This window comes from Streptomyces sp. NPDC051018 (assembly GCF_044456085.1).
Classification (GTDB): domain Bacteria; phylum Actinomycetota; class Actinomycetes; order Streptomycetales; family Streptomycetaceae; genus Streptomyces.
This window is the reverse complement of sequence record NZ_JBITFN010000004.1, coordinates 359449-376433: the sequence shown is the minus strand read 5'-3', so window position 1 is coordinate 376433 and position 16985 is coordinate 359449. Positions and strand designations below refer to the sequence as shown.

Genomic DNA, 16985 nt, shown 5'->3' with positions numbered 1-16985 from the left:
GCCACCGTTTTTCCGACGAGTCGGCGACTACTCAGAATCGAGCCCTCTGTCAACACTCGAAGCGGTGATTGCGCCCCTTTTGCTCGCGGAAATACCGTAACGGCTGTGCAGTTGTACGGAGCCGTTCGGCCGCATCAGACGGCTCCGCCGCGGCGGCCCGCTGGGGAGCAGGCACCTGCCGCCTTGTCAGGTCAGTAAACCGTTCGCGATCCCACCCGTGGCAGTCGGGTTGAGCCCGCCCTTCGGTCCACCACCGGGGGATGCCGTCCGCTCGGCGCATCGCCCTCTTCGAGAACGGCTCGAAAATGACAGCTCAGGCCTTTCTTTCCTGGTCCCCGTCAGCCATCGTGTTCGACTGCGACGGCACTCTGGTGGACTCCGAATGCCACTGGCAGGAAGCGCGGATGAAGACCTTCCGCGAATTCGGCCTCAAGCCGGCCGAAGGCTTCACCGAACGCGCGCAGGGCGTTCACTACATCGAATGCGGTCGCCTTATGGCCGAGGAGACGGGAAAACCCGAACTCACCGACGAGCTGACCCATTCGCTCCTCAGGCACTTCATGGCCCTCGTCCAGACCCACCCGATCACCATGCCCGGCGCCGTCGAACTGGTCCGGCTCGTCGCCGGACACCTCCCTCTCGCGGTGGCCAGCAACTGCCCGCTGGAGGTGGTGGAGTCCACCCTGGCCAGAGTGGGCCTCCTCCGCCACTTCGGCCATGTCGTCGTACCCGGCGAGGCCATGCGGCCCAAACCCGAGCCCGACCTCTACGCCACCGCGGCCCGTCTCTGCGGTGTCGCGCCGGAGCAGGCCCTGGCGGTGGAGGACTCCCTCACCGGCATCGCCTCCGCGCGCAGCGCCGGACTCCAGGTCCTGGGTGTCGGCCCCCGGCTGAACGGCCGGCACACCCCGGACCTCCGGGTCGCCACTCTGGCCGACCCCGACCTGCTCACCTGGGCACGCACCCATGTCGCGGGAGGGACACCGCCGCGCGGATAGCACCGCGGCAGGCCGGGCGACCCACCGGGGCGCGGCTTGGTGCGATCGGCTCCCGGGAACCGATCGCACCAAGCCGCGCCCCGCACGCACCAAAGGCATGGGTGACGCCTCCTCACCTCGGATCCGGACTGCCGCCCGGACGGCTGCCCTTCCGGGTACACGCCCTCCCGCACCACCGAACGGCACCCACGTTCCGCGATACGGAAGAAGAGTCCCCCTCAGCGGAAGGAAGGGGGAAGTTGGACCATAAGTAGTCAAGCGATGGACCAAGTGTCTCCCCAAGCGGTGGCACCTGGTGGACGATGGGCGGCAGCGGAAGAGGAGCAGGGCGGTAACAGGGGGTGCGGCGATGGCCGAAGCGGTACCGGTGCGCTGCCCGTCGTGTCTGCGCGACCATCTGTACGCGTCACCGGTCTATCCCTGCGAGTGCGGCGAGCCCGTGGCCCCTCCCCTGCTGGCGACGGCTCCGCCCGAACGCCTGCTGCGGCGGACCTGGAGCGAGGACTGGGTGATGGTGCGCTGCCGGCACTGCGCACGGGAGGGCTACTGGCCCCAGCCGGAGCTGGGCTGCCCCTGCGGCGCGCTGCTGCGTATCCCCGTACGCCCGGTCGGCGCCCCGGGGCCGGCCGCGACGGACGGCCGGCCCGGGGCCTTGACGAAGGGCTCCCCGCCGCAGGGCTCCGCGCCGGGCCCGGTACCTCTGGGCGGTGTGCTCCCCCGCCCGCCGTACCCTCCGCTGCCGCACATGGGGGCGACACCGCGCCCTTCCTTCCGTCCCATCGCCATAAGGACCACCCGGGACGCGGTGACGGCGGCGGAGCTGTATCTGCGGTGGCTGGGGTTCCGCGAGGTGGTCCAGCAGGAGGTCCACCGGGCCGACGTACGGCCGGGGACCCGGCTGTCGTCCGCCGTCGACCTGCGCGGCCCCGGCCTGATCGCCCAGGTCGAGCCCTCGACCCGGCCCGCCGGTCTGCGTGATGTGGAGTGCCTCTGGCTCAACGGTCTGAGCGAGCCCGCGACCACCGTCTACTTCGCGCTCGCGGGGTACACCGACGATGCCCGGAGCCGCGCGGACGAGCTGGGCGTTCCGCTGTTCGTCATGGATCTCACGGGCAGTCCCCAGCCGGTCAACGCCACGGCCGACGACCTGGTGGCGAAGGGCCCGAGCGCCTGACCGCACCCGGGCACCCCCGAGCCTCCGGACACCCGGGGATCCACGGCGTACCACCGGGCCCGGTGCACCCGCGTCCGGCCCCATGGCACCCCGGGGACGGGCGATACTTCCGGTATGCGTATACGACCGGCCGAAGCCGCCGAGCTGCCTCTCCTCCAGGACATCGAAAGGGCGGCCGGAGAGCCGTTCCGTGACCTCGGTATGGCGGAGATCGCCGACGACGAGCCCCCGGCGCTCGATCTGCTGGAGGGGTACCGCCGCGCGGGCCGCGCCTGGGTGTCCGTGGACGGGGACGGCCCGCCCCTCGCGTATCTGATCCATGACACCGTCGACGGCGCGGCCCATGTCGAGCAGATCTCGGTCCATCCGGCCGCCGCCCACCGGCGGCTGGGCAGCGGCCTGATCGACCATCTCGCGTCCCGCGCCGCCTCGGACGGGCTGGCCGCGCTCACCCTGACGACATTCGCCGAGGTGCCGTGGAACGCGCCGTACTACACACGGCTCGGCTTCCGGACCCTCGGCGAGTCCGAACTCACCGAGGGGCTGCGGGAGATCAGGCGCACGGAGAAGGAGCACGGCCTGGACCGCTGGCCACGGGTCTGTATGCGCCGGGAGCTGTAGCGGCCGCCGGGCCGCCCCACCGACCGCCGCCGGGGCGGCCCGCCCTACCACCGCGCGGCCGGACCCCCTCACCGGCCGGCGGACGGAACCGGCCGGGCGCTGCCCGTCGTGATTCCGGCCGGCTCCCTTTGCCTCCGGCCCCGCCGGCCCCGGCTCCCGCCACTCCGGCGTACGGCCGGTGCGGACAATCCGGTGTCCGGCCGGTGCGGACCACCCGTCATCGTTTGTAGTGAACGTTCCATTCAGTCAGTACACGTCCTCTCCGGCGCCGTACCGTTCCCGGAGCTCCACCTTCCGTACCTTGCCGCTGACCGTCATCGGGAAGTCGTCGAGGATCTCCAGCCGGCGCGGGATCTTGTAGTGCGCGAGCTGGTCCCGGCAGTAGGCGGCGATGTCGTCGAGGGTCGGCGGGGCGGCCGGATCGCGGGGAATGACACAGGCGAGGATCTCCTCCCCGTACTTCTCGTCCGGCACCCCGACCACCTGGACGTCCGCGACCTGGGGATGCCCGTACAGAAACTCCTCTATCTCCCGGGGGTAGACGTTCTCGCCGCCCCTGATGATCATGTCCTTGATCCGGCCGACGATCTGCACATAGCCGTCGGGGCGCATGACCGCGAGATCGCCGGTGTGCATCCAGCGGCCGGAGTCGATGGCCTCGGCGGTCTTCTCGGGCTCCGCCCAGTAGCCCAGCATCACGCCGTAGCCACGGGTGCACAGCTCACCGGCCTCCCCGCGCGGCAGGGTCACCCCGGTGACCGGGTCGGTGATCTTGACCTCGACATGCGGGTGCACCCGGCCGACCGTGCCGGTACGGCGCCCCAGGTCGTCGTCGCGGCGGGTCTGGGTGGAGACGGGTGAGGTCTCCGTCATGCCGTAGCAGATCGACACCTCAGCCATGTGCATCTCGGCGACGACCCGTCGCATCACCTCCACCGGGCACGGGGAGCCCGCCATGATGCCGGTACGGAGGGAGGTGAGATCGTACGAGGCGAAGCCCGGCAGATTCAGTTCGGCGATGAACATCGTCGGTACGCCGTACAGCGAGGTGCACCGCTCGTCCGCGACCGCCCGCAGGGTGGCCTCCGGGTCGAAGGAGCGCGCCGGGACGACCACGCAGGCGCCGTGCGAGGTGGCCGCGAGATTGCCCATCACCATGCCGAAGCAGTGGTAGAAGGGCACGGGTATGCATATCCGGTCCTGCTCGCTGTACCCGATCGCCTCCCCCACGAAATAGCCGTTGTTGAGGATGTTGTGGTGGGAGAGGGTCGCGCCCTTGGGGAAGCCGGTGGTGCCCGAGGTGTACTGGATGTTCACGGGGTCGTCGCAGGACAACTGCGCCTCGCGGGCCGCCAGTTGCGCGGGGGTGACCGAACGGGCCGCGTCCAGCAGGATGTTCCAGGAGCCGTCCTCGATGTAGTGGACGGAGGAGAGCTGGGGGCAGTCGGCGCGGACCTGCTCGACCAGGGCGCGGTAGTCGCTGGTCCGGTGCCGCTGCGAGGCGCACAGCACGGAGACCCCGGACTGGTTGAGGACGTACTCCAACTCGTGTGCGCGATAGGCCGGGTTGATGTTCACCATGATGGCGCCGATACGGGCGGTGGCGTACTGCACGAGGACCCACTCGGCGCAGTTGACCGCCCAGATGCCGACGCGGTCACCCTTGGCGACACCGATACCCATGAAGCCGCGGGCGAGTTCGTCGACGGCCTCGCCGAAGCGGGCGTACGTCCAGCGGGCGCCGGTGGGAACGTCGACGAGCGCCTCACGGTCCGGGTACGCGGCGATCGCCCGGTCCAGATTCCGGCCGATGGTGTCGCCGAGCAGCGCGGTCGTGCCGGTGCCGTGCGCGTAGGAGAGTGCTGTGCTCATCTCGTTCGTACCGTTCTTCCCGGTCGAACCGCGTCCCTGAGTCGTGCCGGGTATCTCGGTGGCAGGGCTCTTCCTGGTCGGGGCGCTCATCCCGCTGGTGCCACACGTCCCGTTCGGGCCGCTCATCTCAGTTCCCCCTCGTCGTACTCGTCCGTGGTCGAGCCCTCCGCCGTACGCTGGCGCAGTTCGATCCGGCGGATCTTGCCCGAGACCGTCTTGGGCAGTTCGGCGAACTCCAGCCGCCGGATGCGTTTGTACGGCGCGAGGACCGAGCGGGAGTGCGCGAAGAGGAGCTTGGCCGTGTCGGGCCCCGGCTCCCAGCCCTCCGCGAGGACGATGTACGCCTTCGGGACGGCGAGCCGCAGGGGATCGGGCGCGGGCACGACGGCGGCCTCGGCGACACACTCGTGCTCCAGGAGCGCGCTCTCCAGCTCGAAGGGCGAGATCTTGTAGTCGGACGCCTTGAACACGTCGTCGGAGCGGCCGACGTAGGTGATGTATCCGTCGGCGTCGCGTGCTCCGATGTCTCCGGTGCGGTAGTAGCCGCCCGCCATCACCTCGGCCGTGCGCTCGGGGTCGCCGTGGTAGCCGGTCATCAGCCCGACGGGCCGGGTGGACAGATCGAGCGAGATCTCCCCCTCGGCCGCGCCGGGCTCTCCCGTGACGGGGTCGAGAAGTTCCACCCGGTAGCCGGGGCAGGGGCGCCCCATCGAGCCGGCCTTGAGGAGCTGGCCGGGGGTGTTGGCGACCTGGACGGCGGTCTCGGTCTGCCCGAAGCCGTCCCGGATGGTGACGCCCCACTCACGGCGGACGGTCTCGATGACCTCCGGATTCAGCGGCTCGCCCGCGGCGACGACCTCCCGCGGGGGCGTGCGCAGCTGGGTGAGATCGGCCTGGATCAGCATCCGCCACACCGTGGGCGGGGCACAGAAGCTGGTCACCCCCGCGCGGTCCATCTCGGCCATCAGCCGGGCCGCGTCGAAACGGCCGTAGTTGTGGATGAAGACGGTCGCCTCGGCGTTCCAGGGGGCGAACAGATTGGACCAGGCGTGCTTGGCCCAGCCCGGTGAGGAGATGTTCAGATGCACATCGCCCGGCTGGAGACCGATCCAGTACATCGTCGCGAGATGGCCGACGGGGTACGAGACATGGGTGTGCTCGACGAGTTTGGGGGGGGCGGTGGTGCCGGACGTGAAATACAGCATCAGCGGGTCATCGGATCGGGTGACACCGTCGGGCGTGAACCGGGAGTCGGCGCCGTCGGCCTCCCCGTACGGAAGCCATCCTTCCACTCGGTCGCCCACCGCGATCCGGGTGTAGTCACCGGGCACCTCCGCGAACTTCGGCACGTCCTCGGAGCGCGCGAGGACATGCGCCGCGCGGCCGCGCCGGACACGGTCGCGCAGGTCGAGGGGGCCGAGGAGGGGGGTGGCGGGGATGACGACGGCACGCAGCTTCATCGCGGCGAGGGCGGTCTCCCACAGCTCGCGCTGGTTGCCGAGCATGACGACCATCCGGTCGCCGGCCCGCACCCCGCGGGCGCGCAGCCAGTTGGCGACACGGTTGGAGCGGGCGGAGAGCTCCGCGTACGAGAGCCGGGTCTCGGTACCGTCCTCGTCGACGATGTGGAGCGCGGTACGGTCATTGCCGTCCGCGATCGCGTCGAACCAGTCCAGCGCCCAGTTGAAGCTCTCCGGGCGCGGCCAGGTGAAACCGTCGTACGCCCTCTCGTAGTCCTCCCGGTGTCGCAGGAGGAAGTCCCGGGCCTCCCGGAACTCCTCGGTCGCGCCGCTTGCCGACATGTGCCCTCCTCATTGCCGCAGCACTCAGTAGCATCGTGTAATCAGTGACGTACGTCTCACCACCCCCGATCGGGGGGTGGAATCCATCTACGGAACCAGAGGAAGCAGGGCGATGTCCGAACCGGCCGAGGCGGTGGAGATGCAAGCGGCGCTGCTGCGGCTGCGCCGTGCGACCGGGCTTCCGGTCGTCTTCGGAGGGCTGCTGCACGATACGCAGCGGCTGAGGATCGCGCAGGTCAGCGGGGCGCAGACCAGAGCCCTGCACGGACTCGGGATCAACACCGGACACGGTCTGGGCGGCAAGTCCATCGCGCTGTCCCGCCCGTGCGCGGTGGTCGATTACCACGAGGCCCGGCACATCAGCCATGAGTACGACGCGCCGGTATCGACCGAGGGGCTGCGCTCGGTGCTCGCGGTCCCGGTCGTCGTACGCCGGAAGGTGCGGGGGGTCCTGTACGGGGCGATCCGGCGGCCGGTCCCGATAGGCGACCGCACCTTCGACGCGGCGGTCGCGTCGGCCCGCGATGTGGAGCAGGCGCTGGTCGTCCGCGACCAGGCCCAGGAGTTGCTCACCCTCGTCCGGGAGCCGGTCGCGGGGCCCGGCGCCTGGGAGGAGGTCCGCGAGGCCCACGGCGAGCTGCGGGCCCTCGCCCCGCAGATCAGCGACCCCGTGCTCAGGGAGACCCTCCTCAGCGTCTGCGGCCGCCTCGCCGCGGCGGGCGCGGAGCCCCCGCCGGACGTCCGCCCGATCACCCTCGCCCCGCGCGAGCTGGACGTCCTCTCCTGCGTCGCCGCCGGTTCGACCAACGCCGCGGCGGCGGAACGTCTGGGCCTGCGCCCCGAGACCGTCAAGGGCTACCTCCGCAGCGCCATGCGCAAACTCGGCGCCCACACCCGCCTGGAAGCCGTGGTAGCCGCCCGCCGCTCCGGCCTCCTCCCCTGACCCACCCCACCATCTCCCCTGCGGGGGCGCCCGCTTCCCATCGAGGTGCGGCCCCTTCCACCCCGCCCGCCCTTTGATGCGTGAGGTCCGGGGCGCCAGCCCGCCCGCCCCTTGAGCACCCGGGCCGATTCCACCCCCGTCCAACGCTTGAGGACTGAGATCCGGAGGCGGCCACTTCCCAGCCCGCCCAACGCTTGAGGACCCGGGCCCGGGGCGGAGCCCCGGAAAGCCCCACCGCGGACACGCCCCATCCGAGGGCTGACATTTCCAGCCCGTCCGGCGTTTGAGGACCGGGGTCCGGGGCGGAGCCCCGGAAAGGGACCCGCGCCGGAACCCGGACGCCCTCTGGAGCCCACCCCACCCCCCGGGTTCTAATGACCCCCATGGTGTCCACCGACCGCCTCCTCGCCTTCGCCGCGATGTCCCTCCTCGTCATCGTCATCCCCGGCCCCAGCGTCCTCTTCGTCATCGGCCGCGCCCTCGCGCACGGGCGCCGCACCGCCATGGCCACCGTCCTCGGCAATGTGCTCGGCTCGTACGTCCTGGTCGTGGCCGTCGCGCTGGGCGTGGGCTCGCTCGTGGAGCGGTCCGTCACGGTGTTCATGACGGTGAAACTCGTGGGCGCCGCGTATCTCGTCTATCTCGGGGTGCAGGCGTTCCGCCACCGCGGACGGATGAAGGTCGCCGCGATGGACACCCCGCCCAAGCGTTCCGCCCAAGGAGATGTACGCACGGTGATCGACGGGATCCTGGTGGGGGTGACCAACCCAAAGGGGATCGTGTTCTTCGCGGCGGTGCTGCCGCAGTTCGTGGACCACTCGGCCGGGAATCTGCCCGCGCAGATGCTGGTGCTGGGGCTGGTACCGATCGGGATCGGACTGATCACCGACACCCTGTGGGGACTGGGCGCGGCGGCGGCCCGCAGCTGGTTCGCCCGCTCCGACCGACGGCTCTCGATGGTCGGCGGGGCGGGGGGATTCGCGATGATCGGCCTCGGGGTGACCGTGGCGGCGACCGGCCGCGCGGACTGACCGGGACCGGGACCGGGACCGGGAGCACCGCGCACGGACGCCGGTCCGGGGTACCCCGAAGCCGACCGGAGCCCTCGCACCGGAGCGGGCCGAACGCCGGGAGCACGCTAGGAGGGCGTCAAATACCGGCCCCGGAAGGTCAGCAGTGCGTCATGAACGGGCGTTCGGCCCGCCGTGCGGGCATAGCTTCGATTGCCGGACACAACGCCCGACCACCGGCGGAGGACATCATGGACACACTCACCCGTGAGGACGCGGAGACCGCGGACCCCGACGAACGCCGCCCGGCAGGGCCTCTGTACGTGCCGGTTCGGCTCGGCTCTGCCGGAGGACACCAGCTGCGCTTCATGCGCACACCCCTCGGCGTACGCACCGCCGTCGGATTCACCAGCAGGGAGCGCCTGGCATCGGTCCTCGGCGCGGACCAGCAGTGGATCAGGCTCGCGGCGCCCGCTCTGCGTACGCTCGCCGAACCCCTCGGGGTGACGATGCTGACGGTGAACCCCCAGCTCAGCGCGCCCACCTCGGCCCTCTCCCCCGCCCCGGCCCCGGACACCCTGGTGCATCCGGTGTCCGCGCGGCCCCAGCTCCCCGCCCGGGTGGCCGGGCGGCCGCCCGCGCCTGAGCCCGGCCCGCGACCGGTCCGGCCCTGTGCGCTCCGGAGCGGCTGGGACCCGGACGCCATGGGAGTGCTCCGGGTGACCGGGGCCGCCGCCTTCGTCTGGTCGGCGGTCACCGCGGTGCACGCCTTTCTCGACTGACGCTCACCCGCGATTCATGGAGGTGTACGGATGACGGCTGTACCCGCGGTTCCGGTCCCGGTGTCGATCCCCGAACTCACCGCTCCCTCGGTGTGGCCCGCGTCCGCCGTGCTCGCGCCCGGAGGTGATGTCGCCGTGGGCGGAGTCCCGCTGACGGAGATCGCCGAGCGTTACGGCACCCCGGTCTATGTCCTCGACGAGGAGGAGGTCCGCTCCCGCGCCCGGGCGTGGCGGCGTGCCCTCCCGGACGCGGACATCGTGTACGCGGCCAAGGCGTTCCTGTGCCGGGCCGTCGTGGACTGGATGGAGGAGGAGGGCCTCGGGCTCGACGTCTGCTCGGCGGGCGAACTGGAGCTGGCCGCCTGCCGGGGCTTCCCGGCCGATCGGATCGTGCTGCACGGCAACGCCAAGTCGCCGCGGGATCTGCGGACGGCGCTGCGGTTCGGTGTCGGCAGGATCGTCATCGACTCGGACTGCGAGATCGCCAGGCTCGCCGCGCAGGTGCCGGGGCCGGAGGCCCAGCAGGTGATGGTGCGGGTACTGCCCGGAATCGAGGCGGGCGCCCACGAGAAGATCCGTACCGGAGTGGAGGGGCAGAAGTTCGGCCTCTCCATCGCGGCAGGGGACGCGGAGGACGCCGTGGCCCGGATCCTGGGCCAGCCGCGGCTGGAACTGACCGGGCTGCACTGCCATCTGGGCTCCCAGATCGCGTCCCCGGAACCGTATGCGCACACGGTACGGCGCGTCATCGCGTTCATGGCGAGGATCCGGGACCGCTATGGGATCACCCTGCCGGAACTCGATCTGGGCGGCGGGTTCGCGGTGTCGTATCTGCCCGGCGATCCGGCGCCGGCTCCGGGCGCCTACGGCCGCCGGATCCACGGTGAACTGGTGCGCCGGTGTGCGGAGTTCGACTTCCCGGCCCCCCGGCTCACGGTGGAGCCGGGGCGCTCGATCACGGGCCCGGCCGGGATCGCGCTCTACCGGGTGCTGGCGGTGAAGCGGACGGGCGGACAGGTCTGCGTGGCGGTCGACGGAGGGATGAGCGACAACCCGAGGCCCGCACTGTACGGGGCGCGCTACACCGTCCGGATGGTGGGGCGCTCGTCGTCCGCGCCGATGCGCGCGACGACGGTGGTGGGGCGGCACTGCGAGGCCGGGGATGTGCTCGCCGAGTCGGCGGAGCTGCCGGAGGACGTAGGGCCCGGTGATGTGCTGGCGGTGCCCGCCTCGGGTGCGTACCAGATGTCGATGGCGTCCGGTTACAACATGACGGGACGGCCGCCGGTGGTTGCGGTGGCATCGGGCCGTCCCCGTCTGCTGATGCGCCGCGAGACATTCGACGACCACCGCGCCCGGGATGTGGGCCTGTAGACGGGACGTAACCCGGACCCGGTCCCCGGGCTGCCGGAACCCGGGAGGCGGCCGGTCCGCGCGGACGCTCCCTGCTCCGGACCCGGACGGGTGCCGGTTCGCGATCCGGGCTGCGGGCCCGGCTCGGATCCCCGGCTCCGGGCCAGGCCCGGGCGAACTCCCCGCTGCGGGCCCGGCGCCGATTCCCGGCACCAGGCACCAGGCACCGGCCGGTTCCGGACCCGGGACACATCGACCTCTCGGCCGTACCCGAGTCCAGGGTGGCGCCGGTGACCCCGGGCGCACGCCCCGCGCCGGGCTACGGCCCCGGCGCCGTGCCCGGGCACAGGCGCAGGTCTCGCAGGGCCCGGGCCAGGTACCCGGCTACTCCAGGACCGTGCCGAATCGGATGTCGTACGCGGTGGCCGTGGACAGCGTGGTGAGCGTCAGCTCCGCCTCCGCGGCCACCGCATTGCGCTCCGCCCGGGTGAGGCGCCCAAAGGGCTGCACGGTGAGGGTCGCCGACTCCGCAGACCCCGCGGCCCCCGCAGACGCGTCCGGCTCCGGCTGTGACTCCGGGTCCGACGGGGCCGCCGTCCTCGTGGTGCGCCGTTTGCCGTTCCCCTTTCCCCCGTTCTCGGTCAGCCGCCAGATTCCGGCGAGGAAGCCGTCGAGGAGGAAGACGCAGTACGCCTGGTTGCCCCGCCAGGTGAGGGAGCTGTACTCGGGGTGTGCCACGACTCGGCCGCGGTCCGCGTGGGAGAGCAGCAGATTGTCGAACTCGGGGAGGAAGCGGGGAGGCGCGGGAGTGTTCTCGTCCGGCCGGGGCGCGTCGGGGAGGTCGAAGAGTTCGACGCCCTTGTCGCTGCGGAAGACGGCGAGGCGCGGCCGCAGCCGTTCGAAGACCGCGCGCATCCGGGTCAGCCCGGACCAGGACTGCATGTCCTTGACCGACGCGGGCCCGAAGGCCGCCAGATAGCGCAGCACGGCCGCCTCGGGCGAGGCGGGCTCCACCGGTCCCCGGCCGAACCAGTGCTCGGCGGTGGTGAGCGCCACCTGGCCGCTTCTGCCCCACAGACCCCGCGGGGTGATCTGGACCAGCGGGAGGACACAGCGCGCGGCGACCGACAGCGAGAGCGGGTCGGCGTCCGGCCAGTGCGCCAGCAGCGCCTCCCGGAGCTGCTTCATCGTCCTCGGCTCCTCCTCGACCAGCTCGCGGGTCAGCTCGCGCAGCCGGTCCGGGTCGACCCCGGCCAGTCCGCCCCGGTTCCGGAAGGCCCTCAGCTCACGGTCGGGGGCTCCGGGCTGGAGAAGCGGGCGCAGGGTGAGGCAGTCGTCGGCGGAGTGGGTGTGGATCGTGGAGCGCATGGTGACCAGCCGGGCGACCTCACGGGAGGCCATCAGCGCGGACAACTCCTCGGGACGGAAGCTCTCCAGCCGGGCCGCGAGGGCGTAGTACGGCGGCTTGACGTTCTGGGCCTGGAGGCCGACCAGATGCTCGACGGCCCCTTTCACGGACATCCCGGACCTCGGCACACGGCGCAGCAGAAGCTGGCGGTCGAGGGTGGCGCGGTTGAGGGCGCGGTCGCTCAGTACGGGGTACGTGGTCTTGGTGGCCATGCCCGTACGGTACGGAGGCTTGAGGACCGTTACGGTCCTCAATCACGGCGCGTTGACGCCCATCGGGCATCCGGCGGGGGGCGGCTCGCCGTTCTGGCCGCCGGAAGCCTCACCCGGGCACCGCGCGATGCCCACCCGGCGGGCGGTACCGGGGAGACCGCGTTCGCCGAGGTCCTCCCTGCGCGCGCCGGCGGACCGACCGTACGCGGGCCGGCGGACACGTCGATACCGGCGCCCGGCACGGGCGCCGGTATGGCGACGCGAGATGGAGCGCCCGGAGCGGCCCGCGGTTGCGAGGCGCCCGCACCGGACCGGTCCGGTCAGCTGATGCGCACGCCCCACATGAAGGGCATACCGCTGCGGGCCATCGACTCGTACCGCACCTGGGCGCCGGGCTTGGGGGCGTGCAGGATCTGCCCGTTGCCCGCGTAGAAGCCGACATGGCTCAGGTCGCTGCGCATGATGACGAGGTCACCGGGCTTGAGCGCGCTCATGGAGCTGATCCGGGTGCCCGCGCTCGCCTGTGCCTGGGAGGTCCGCGGGATACCGACTCCGGCCTGGCGGAAGGCCCAGGAGGTCAGTCCGGAGCAGTCGAAGGAGTTCGGCCCGGTGGCGCCCCACACATAGGGCATACCGACCCTGCTCTTGGCGGCGTTGAAGGCGGCCGCGGCACGCTGGGAGGCGCTGGCCTCGTTGCCGAGGTCCGCCCGGGCGCTGGACCGGTTGGCGCGGTCCTCCTCGGCGACCATGGAGGCGCGCTCCTTGGCCGTCATGGTGTTCAGCAGCCTGCGGGCCTCGGCCAGCTTGCCCTGGATCTCCTTCTTCTTCTTGCCCAGTTCGGTGCGGGTGTCCTCAAGGTCCTTGAGCTTGCGCGTCGCCTGGGTGCGCTGCTGCTGGAGCTCGCGCTGCTGCGCCTGGAACTCGTCCAGTTCCTCGGCCTGGCGCGAACTCAGCCGGTCGAGGTCCGATGCCTTCTCCAGATAGGTGTCGGGCTGCGTCGACAGCAACAGCTGGATCGACGGGTCCAGACCGCCCGCACGGTACTGCCCGGCCGCTATCGACCCGAGGCGGTTGCGCATCTCGTTCAGCTCGCCCTGCTTGCGGGCGGCGGCGTCCTGGAGGTCACCGACCTGCTTCTCCAGCCCGTCGGCCTTCTCCTTGGCCCCGTTGTACTTCTCGGTGGCCTGGGTGGCCTCCTCGTACAGCCGGTCGACCTGCGCCTTGACGCCCTTCTTGTTCGGGTCGGGCAGCGGGTCGGCCGAGGCCGACTGGGTCGAGATGGCCACGGCAGCCGCCGCTGTCACGGTGAGCACGCTCGCGTAGCGCGTGTTCGGCTGTTTGGCACGACGGTGGGACGCCACTGAGGCGGGCTCCTTCTTCCTCAGCCGCCTGTCGGGTCAAGGATGCTGACCTCACCCGGACCCGCCCGGACACCGGCGGGAGCGGCGACACCTCCGCCGCCACCCCGGGCGAGCGGCCGACCGTACGAAGGTTCAGTCGCGCATGCTAATCCGTTTAGCTGGTTCGTTCAATACGCGTACGGGTGTGGCGGATGGGGTGACGTTTGCGGCGAACGGGGTGCCGTTCGCCGCAAACCTCGCATTTACCGGGGTGGTACGGGGGCGGGCCGACGGGGCGTACGTACCCGGCCCTTACGCCCCCGGATCAGCGGATATTCACATCCACGCAGGCGTAGAAGGCGTTCGCGGTGTCGGCGATGTTCCACACCGCGAGGACTTTCTGCTTTCCGCTCAGCCCGCCGAAGTTCACCTGGTGCGAGACGGTCGAACCGGGCTGGGCGCCACCGTCGTTGAACTCCGCGATCTTGCGGCCGCCGACGTAGTACTGCCAGGTGCTCGTCGCGTGGCGTGCCGTCAGCCGCCAGCTGAAGCTGGTCGAGCTGCTGACGGGGGTGACGTGCCAGCCCTTGCTGTCGTTGTCCAGCTCCGCGAAGCCGGAGTTGCCCCCGCTACAGCTCCGCAGGCCCTTGGGACCCTCGACGCTCTGCGGTTCGTACTGGATCGCACCACAGGGGACGGTGCGGGCGGCGCACTGCGCCTGGCGGCTCGGGGGTGAGGAGATGTAGCCGTGCGCGTTGGCCGTGCCGGCCGGCAGGCACACCGCGAGGAGCGGGGCGACTCCCGCACCGATGACGATGGCCAGCTTCTTCTTCCCGTGCATGTCAGCTCCTTCACTGCGGAGGTCCGCCGATGGGCGCACGGACCCCGTTGGGGGACAGCGAAGACACGGACGCGAGCACGCCTTGCGGCAACCGGCCGTGGGGGCACCGGCAGTCGGCGAGTTCTCGACGCCCACATCGCTACTTGGTCCAGACCATAGCGCTTGACGGTTCTCGGTCAAGTGGGTCGGAGGCAACCCTTCCGGATATGGCCGAGAACGCAGCGGCGCATGCCCGGGCACGTACGCCGGCGAAGGGAACCCGGTGAGCGCCCGTACTCCGCTCCACCCGGCTCCGGGCTAAGCCGCAGGCAGAGCGGATACGTCGGCCGGGCACGGCGCCGGACCGGCCGGACGGGAGGCCGGGCGCACAGGGCCGCTCCGGCCTTCCGCCACCGCCGTTCCGGCCACTCGGGGCCGTTGGCGGGACGGCCCCGGCCGCGGTCGGGACCTTCGATGTGCCCACCGCCCCCGGAACTCCGGTCGCCGACGGTCTGATTCCGGCCACTGATCCGGACGTTCGGCGGCCCCCTCAGGATTCGGACGGCATCACCCGGGTCACCTTGCCCTTGCGGTCGGCCTCCAGATAGCCGCCGTCGTACTCGTCGGAGAGATAGACGGCGATTCCGGCGGGGTCGTCGAAGATCTCGTTCGGCTGGCGGACCAGCAGATAACGCGAGGTCGGCTTCTTGACGTTGAGGTCCTTCTCGGCCCGTTTCACCAGCGCGGGGACGACATCCCAGTCGAAGGTGTCCAGGCCGACGGGGAGATCGCCGCCCGACAGCGTGCCGCTGCTGGGATCACGGGTGACGCCCCCGTCGACGCGGTAGGTGTAGCTGTCGTACCGCTTCTTGCTGCCCTTGACCATGCCCCACACGGAGGCGTACTCCGGGTACACGGCGAACCGGCCGACCTGGTCGGTGCCCATCTCCGCCTTGAGCGCCTTCACGGCCGTCCGGATGCCGTCGGGTGTCAGCAGGTTCACCGGCTGCTTCTCCCCCGTACCGGTACCGGTGTCCGGATCCGGCCGCGACGGCCCGGAGGAAGTGGTGGGCCCGGCGTCCGGCGCACCCGACCGGGAGGAGCCGGTACCCGGCTGCGCGGACGAGGAGTTGTCGTCCTTGCCGTCCGGACCGGGCAGCAGCGCCCACACCAGCACACCGGTCAGCACCGTGGACAGGATCGAGGTCGAGAAGGCGACCCGGCGGAACATCCGGCGCCGGACCTCGTCCGCCGGGTGCGGCGCGGTGACCGACACCAGCGCGTCCGCGCCGGGGAAGGTAGGGGCGCCCGCGCCCGGCGGCACTCCGCCCGCGGCAAGGGGTGGCCCGAAAGCGCCCCCCGGTGGAACCGTCGCGGCGCCGCCGGGAGGCGTCAGACGGTAGGAGGTCGCGGGTGGCGCACCGGTGGCCTGCGGGCCCGTCGCGACGGGCACCGGACCCACCGCGTTCACCTGCGGACCCACCGGGTTCGCCCGCGGGCCCGCCGCGATCGGCGGCGGCACCGTCGCCCCGTGCGCGGCCTGCGCCAGCATCCGGTCCACGGTCTCCGGATCGGGCCGCGCGGCCGGATCCCTCACCAGCAGGGCGCTCAGCACCCCGGTCATCGCCCCCGCCCGGAGCGGGGGCGGCAGGGGCTCGCTGAGGACGGCGGCGAGCGTGGCGAGGGCCGTACCCCTGCGCAGCGGGTGGTGTCCCTCGACGGCGACGTACAGCATCATCGCCAGTGACCACAGATCGGAGCCGGGGCCGCCGTCGTCCCCGGTGATCCGCTCGGGGGCCATGTAGTCGGGTGTACCGATCATGGATCCGGTCGCGGTCAGGGGCGCCGACTCACGGATGGCGGCGATACCGAAGTCGGTGAGCACGGGGCGGCCGTCCCGCCGCAGCAGGACGTTCGCGGGCTTCACGTCCCGGTGCTGGATACCGACGGCGTGCGCGGCCCGCAGCGCCGCCAGCACCTCCCGGCCGAGCCGGGCGGCCTCGGCGGGCTCCAGCGGCCCCAGGTCCAGCAGGTCCTGGAGCGAACCGCCCGTCACCAGCTCCATCACGAGCCACGGGTAGGTGTCCTCACCGCCGTCCACGACATGGTGGATGGTCACGACATTGGGGTGGTCGACGCGTGCGAGCGCGCGGGCCTCGCGCAGTACCCGGGCGCGCAGAGTGCGCGCGCCCTCGGGGTCGTACTCGGCGAGGGCCGGGTCGGGGGGCCGTACCTCCTTCAGCGCCACGGCCCGGTCCAGAACCAGATCGCGCGCCCGCCACACCGTGCCCATCCCGCCCCCGCCGAGCCGCGCCTCCAGCGCGAACCGCCCGTCGATGACCCGTCTTCCCGTATCCCCGCCGCTCATGGCCGGGAGCTTACGAGATCCGGGTGACAATCCGGCCACCCGGTTCGGCCGCCCCGGCCCGCCCGGCGCTCGAGAACCCGGGTCCCGGGCGGAGCCCCGGAAAACGACCCGCACCGACGGGAGCACCACCCCAGCCCGCCCGGCACTTGAGAACCCGGGCCCGGGGCGGAGCCCCGGGAAGCGACCCGCACCCGTACGCCGGGAAGCCGAACGCACGGCTCAACCCACGTACGCTCAGCAGCACAGGGCACACCGGCAGACTGACGAGATCACACCCGGGCC

13 protein-coding genes are annotated in these 16985 nt (G+C 71.7%); 7 read left to right on the top strand and 6 right to left on the bottom strand.

The window, feature by feature from the left end; all coding sequences use genetic code 11:
* Nucleotides 1-305 precede the first annotated feature (305 nt).
* The 3 genes from ACIBCM_RS10385 (at nucleotide 306) to ACIBCM_RS10375 (ending at nucleotide 2793) form a co-directional block, all read left to right on the top strand.
* On the top strand, nucleotides 306-998 hold the full coding sequence (locus ACIBCM_RS10385) for an HAD family hydrolase (RefSeq protein ID WP_399241578.1): 693 nt from the start codon (nucleotides 306-308) through the stop codon (nucleotides 996-998).
* 349 nt (nucleotides 999-1347) lie between these two features.
* Nucleotides 1348-2172, top strand: coding sequence for a hypothetical protein (locus ACIBCM_RS10380; RefSeq protein WP_399241577.1), 825 nt, complete (start codon nucleotides 1348-1350; stop codon nucleotides 2170-2172).
* Nucleotides 2173-2286: 114 nt separating this feature from the next.
* Nucleotides 2287-2793: a GNAT family N-acetyltransferase gene (locus ACIBCM_RS10375; RefSeq protein WP_399241576.1), complete on the top strand. Its 507-nt coding sequence runs from the start codon at nucleotides 2287-2289 to the stop codon at nucleotides 2791-2793.
* A 246-nt stretch (nucleotides 2794-3039) separates the two neighbouring features.
* On the opposite strand, the gene ACIBCM_RS10370 is transcribed toward ACIBCM_RS10375, so the two are convergent.
* The gene (locus ACIBCM_RS10370; protein WP_399241575.1) at nucleotides 3040-4665 is read right to left on the bottom strand and encodes an AMP-binding protein; all 1626 of its coding nucleotides are present in this window, start codon (nucleotides 4663-4665) and stop codon (nucleotides 3040-3042) included.
* A 122-nt stretch (nucleotides 4666-4787) separates the two neighbouring features.
* Nucleotides 4788-6467, bottom strand: a complete 1680-nt coding sequence (locus ACIBCM_RS10365; protein ID WP_399241574.1) for an AMP-binding protein — start codon at nucleotides 6465-6467, stop codon at nucleotides 4788-4790.
* A 112-nt stretch (nucleotides 6468-6579) separates the two neighbouring features.
* On the opposite strand from ACIBCM_RS10365, the gene ACIBCM_RS10360 reads away from it, so the two are divergent.
* The 4 genes from ACIBCM_RS10360 to lysA all read left to right on the top strand — a co-directional run bounded on the left by ACIBCM_RS10360 (nucleotide 6580) and on the right by lysA (nucleotide 10576).
* Complete coding sequence (locus ACIBCM_RS10360; RefSeq protein ID WP_399241573.1) at nucleotides 6580-7410, top strand: response regulator transcription factor; 831 nt, start codon at nucleotides 6580-6582, stop codon at nucleotides 7408-7410.
* Nucleotides 7411-7793: 383 nt separating this feature from the next.
* A complete protein-coding gene (locus tag ACIBCM_RS10355; RefSeq protein WP_399241572.1) occupies nucleotides 7794-8441 on the top strand; it encodes a LysE family translocator in 648 nt (215 codons plus the stop codon).
* A 230-nt stretch (nucleotides 8442-8671) separates the two neighbouring features.
* Nucleotides 8672-9202: an SAV_915 family protein gene (locus ACIBCM_RS10350; RefSeq protein WP_399241571.1), complete on the top strand. Its 531-nt coding sequence runs from the start codon at nucleotides 8672-8674 to the stop codon at nucleotides 9200-9202.
* Nucleotides 9203-9232: 30 nt separating this feature from the next.
* Nucleotides 9233-10576 (top strand): diaminopimelate decarboxylase, encoded by a 1344-nt coding sequence (gene lysA / locus ACIBCM_RS10345; protein WP_399241569.1) that lies wholly within the window; start codon nucleotides 9233-9235, stop codon nucleotides 10574-10576.
* 363 nt (nucleotides 10577-10939) lie between these two features.
* Here lysA and ACIBCM_RS10340 read toward each other — a convergent pair whose 3' ends face one another.
* The 4 genes from ACIBCM_RS10340 to ACIBCM_RS10325 form a co-directional block, all read right to left on the bottom strand.
* A complete protein-coding gene (locus ACIBCM_RS10340; RefSeq protein WP_399241568.1) occupies nucleotides 10940-12175 on the bottom strand; it encodes a winged helix DNA-binding domain-containing protein in 1236 nt (411 codons plus the stop codon).
* 320 nt (nucleotides 12176-12495) lie between these two features.
* On the bottom strand, nucleotides 12496-13536 hold the full coding sequence (locus ACIBCM_RS10335; RefSeq protein ID WP_399241567.1) for an NlpC/P60 family protein: 1041 nt from the start codon (nucleotides 13534-13536) through the stop codon (nucleotides 12496-12498).
* 304 nt (nucleotides 13537-13840) lie between these two features.
* Nucleotides 13841-14356 carry a lytic polysaccharide monooxygenase auxiliary activity family 9 protein gene (locus tag ACIBCM_RS10330; RefSeq protein WP_399241566.1) on the bottom strand — a complete coding sequence of 172 codons (516 nt, stop codon included), beginning with the start codon at nucleotides 14354-14356 and terminating at the stop codon, nucleotides 13841-13843.
* Between the two features lie 529 nt (nucleotides 14357-14885).
* Nucleotides 14886-16703 carry a protein kinase gene (locus ACIBCM_RS10325; RefSeq protein ID WP_399241565.1) on the bottom strand — a complete coding sequence of 606 codons (1818 nt, stop codon included), beginning with the start codon at nucleotides 16701-16703 and terminating at the stop codon, nucleotides 14886-14888.
* Nucleotides 16704-16985 lie beyond the last annotated feature (282 nt).